This window comes from Pseudomonas nabeulensis (assembly GCF_004682045.1).
GTDB lineage: Bacteria > Pseudomonadota > Gammaproteobacteria > Pseudomonadales > Pseudomonadaceae > Aquipseudomonas > Aquipseudomonas nabeulensis.
The window spans coordinates 1-3,107 of record NZ_QUZT01000136.1 but is presented as its reverse complement, the minus strand read 5'-3'; the positions used below and the strand labels follow the sequence as shown (position 1 = coordinate 3,107).

The following is a 3,107-nucleotide window of genomic DNA, read 5'->3' as shown; positions in this document are numbered from 1 at the left end:
CGTTCTTTAAAAATTTGGGTATGTGATAGAAAGATAGACTGAACGTTACTTTCACTGGTAACGGATCAGGCTAAGGTAAAATTTGTGAGTTCTCTTAGTTGAGAAATTCGAATTTTCGGCGAATGTCGTCTTCACAGTATAACCAGATTGCTTGGGGTTATATGGTCAAGTGAAGAAGCGCATACGGTGGATGCCTTGGCAGTCAGAGGCGATGAAAGACGTGGTAGCCTGCGAAAAGCTTCGGGGAGTCGGCAAACAGACTTTGATCCGGAGATGTCTGAATGGGGGAACCCAGCCATCATAAGATGGTTATCTTGTACTGAATACATAGGTGCAAGAGGCGAACCAGGGGAACTGAAACATCTAAGTACCCTGAGGAAAAGAAATCAACCGAGATTCCCTTAGTAGTGGCGAGCGAACGGGGACTAGCCCTTAAGTGGCTTTGAGATTAGCGGAACGCTCTGGAAAGTGCGGCCATAGTGGGTGATAGCCCTGTACGCGAAAATCTCTTAGTCATGAAATCGAGTAGGACGGAGCACGAGAAACTTTGTCTGAATATGGGGGGACCATCCTCCAAGGCTAAATACTACTGACTGACCGATAGTGAACTAGTACCGTGAGGGAAAGGCGAAAAGAACCCCGGAGAGGGGAGTGAAATAGATCCTGAAACCGTATGCGTACAAGCAGTGGGAGCCCACTTTGTTGGGTGACTGCGTACCTTTTGTATAATGGGTCAGCGACTTATTTTCAGTGGCGAGCTTAACCGAATAGGGGAGGCGTAGCGAAAGCGAGTCTTAATAGGGCGTCTAGTCGCTGGGAATAGACCCGAAACCGGGCGATCTATCCATGGGCAGGTTGAAGGTTGGGTAACACTAACTGGAGGACCGAACCGACTACCGTTGAAAAGTTAGCGGATGACCTGTGGATCGGAGTGAAAGGCTAATCAAGCTCGGAGATAGCTGGTTCTCCTCGAAAGCTATTTAGGTAGCGCCTCATGTATCACTGTAGGGGGTAGAGCACTGTTTCGGCTAGGGGGTCATCCCGACTTACCAAACCGATGCAAACTCCGAATACCTACAAGTGCCGAGCATGGGAGACACACGGCGGGTGCTAACGTCCGTCGTGAAAAGGGAAACAACCCAGACCGTCAGCTAAGGTCCCAAAGTTATGGTTAAGTGGGAAACGATGTGGGAAGGCTTAGACAGCTAGGAGGTTGGCTTAGAAGCAGCCACCCTTTAAAGAAAGCGTAATAGCTCACTAGTCGAGTCGGCCTGCGCGGAAGATGTAACGGGGCTCAAACCATACACCGAAGCTACGGGTATCACGTAAGTGATGCGGTAGAGGAGCGTTCTGTAAGCCTGTGAAGGTGAGTTGAGAAGCTTGCTGGAGGTATCAGAAGTGCGAATGCTGACATGAGTAACGACAATGGGTGTGAAAAACACCCACGCCGAAAGACCAAGGTTTCCTGCGCAACGTTAATCGACGCAGGGTTAGTCGGTCCCTAAGGCGAGGCTGAAAAGCGTAGTCGATGGAAAACAGGTTAATATTCCTGTACTTCTGGTTATTGCGATGGAGGGACGGAGAAGGCTAGGCCAGCTTGGCGTTGGTTGTCCAAGTTTAAGGTGGTAGGCTGGAATCTTAGGTAAATCCGGGATTCTAAGGCCGAGAGCTGATGACGAGTTAACTTTTAGTTAACGAAGTGGTTGATGCCATGCTTCCAAGAAAAGCTTCTAAGCTTCAGGTAACCAGGAACCGTACCCCAAACCGACACAGGTGGTTGGGTAGAGAATACCAAGGCGCTTGAGAGAACTCGGGTGAAGGAACTAGGCAAAATGGCACCGTAACTTCGGGAGAAGGTGCGCCGGTGAGGGTGAAGGACTTGCTCCGTAAGCTCATGCCGGTCGAAGATACCAGGCCGCTGCGACTGTTTATTAAAAACACAGCACTCTGCAAACACGAAAGTGGACGTATAGGGTGTGACGCCTGCCCGGTGCCGGAAGGTTAATTGATGGGGTTAGCTAACGCGAAGCTCTTGATCGAAGCCCCGGTAAACGGCGGCCGTAACTATAACGGTCCTAAGGTAGCGAAATTCCTTGTCGGGTAAGTTCCGACCTGCACGAATGGCGTAACGATGGCGGCGCTGTCTCCACCCGAGACTCAGTGAAATTGAAATCGCTGTGAAGATGCAGTGTATCCGCGGCTAGACGGAAAGACCCCGTGAACCTTTACTATAGCTTTGCACTGGACTTTGAATTTGCTTGTGTAGGATAGGTGGGAGGCTTTGAAGCGTGGACGCCAGTCTGCGTGGAGCCATCCTTGAAATACCACCCTGGCAACTTTGAGGTTCTAACTCAGGTCCGTTATCCGGATCGAGGACAGTGTATGGTGGGTAGTTTGACTGGGGCGGTCTCCTCCTAAAGAGTAACGGAGGAGTACGAAGGTGCGCTCAGACCGGTCGGAAATCGGTCGTAGAGTATAAAGGCAAAAGCGCGCTTGACTGCGAGACAGACACGTCGAGCAGGTACGAAAGTAGGTCTTAGTGATCCGGTGGTTCTGTATGGAAGGGCCATCGCTCAACGGATAAAAGGTACTCCGGGGATAACAGGCTGATACCGCCCAAGAGTTCATATCGACGGCGGTGTTTGGCACCTCGATGTCGGCTCATCACATCCTGGGGCTGAAGCCGGTCCCAAGGGTATGGCTGTTCGCCATTTAAAGTGGTACGCGAGCTGGGTTTAGAACGTCGTGAGACAGTTCGGTCCCTATCTGCCGTGGACGTTTGAGATTTGAGAGGGGCTGCTCCTAGTACGAGAGGACCGGAGTGGACGAACCTCTGGTGTTCCGGTTGTCACGCCAGTGGCATTGCCGGGTAGCTATGTTCGGAATAGATAACCGCTGAAAGCATCTAAGCGGGAAACTAGCCTCAAGATGAGATCTCACTGGAACCTTGAGTTCCCTGAAGGGCCGTCGAAGACTACGACGTTGATAGGTTGGGTGTGTAAGCGCTGTGAGGCGTTGAGCTAACCAATACTAATTGCCCGTGAGGCTTGACCATATAACACCCAAGCAATTTGCGTCGAAAGGCCAGATTGCGGTGTGTGAAGACG

Annotated in this window: 1 rRNA gene; it reads left to right on the top strand. The window is 51.1% G+C overall.

The features are described 5' to 3' along the window. The first annotated feature begins 163 nt into the window (after nt 1-163). Nucleotides 164-3,055: ribosomal RNA gene (locus DYL61_RS31090) — 23S ribosomal RNA — on the top strand. Nucleotides 3,056-3,107 lie beyond the last annotated feature (52 nt).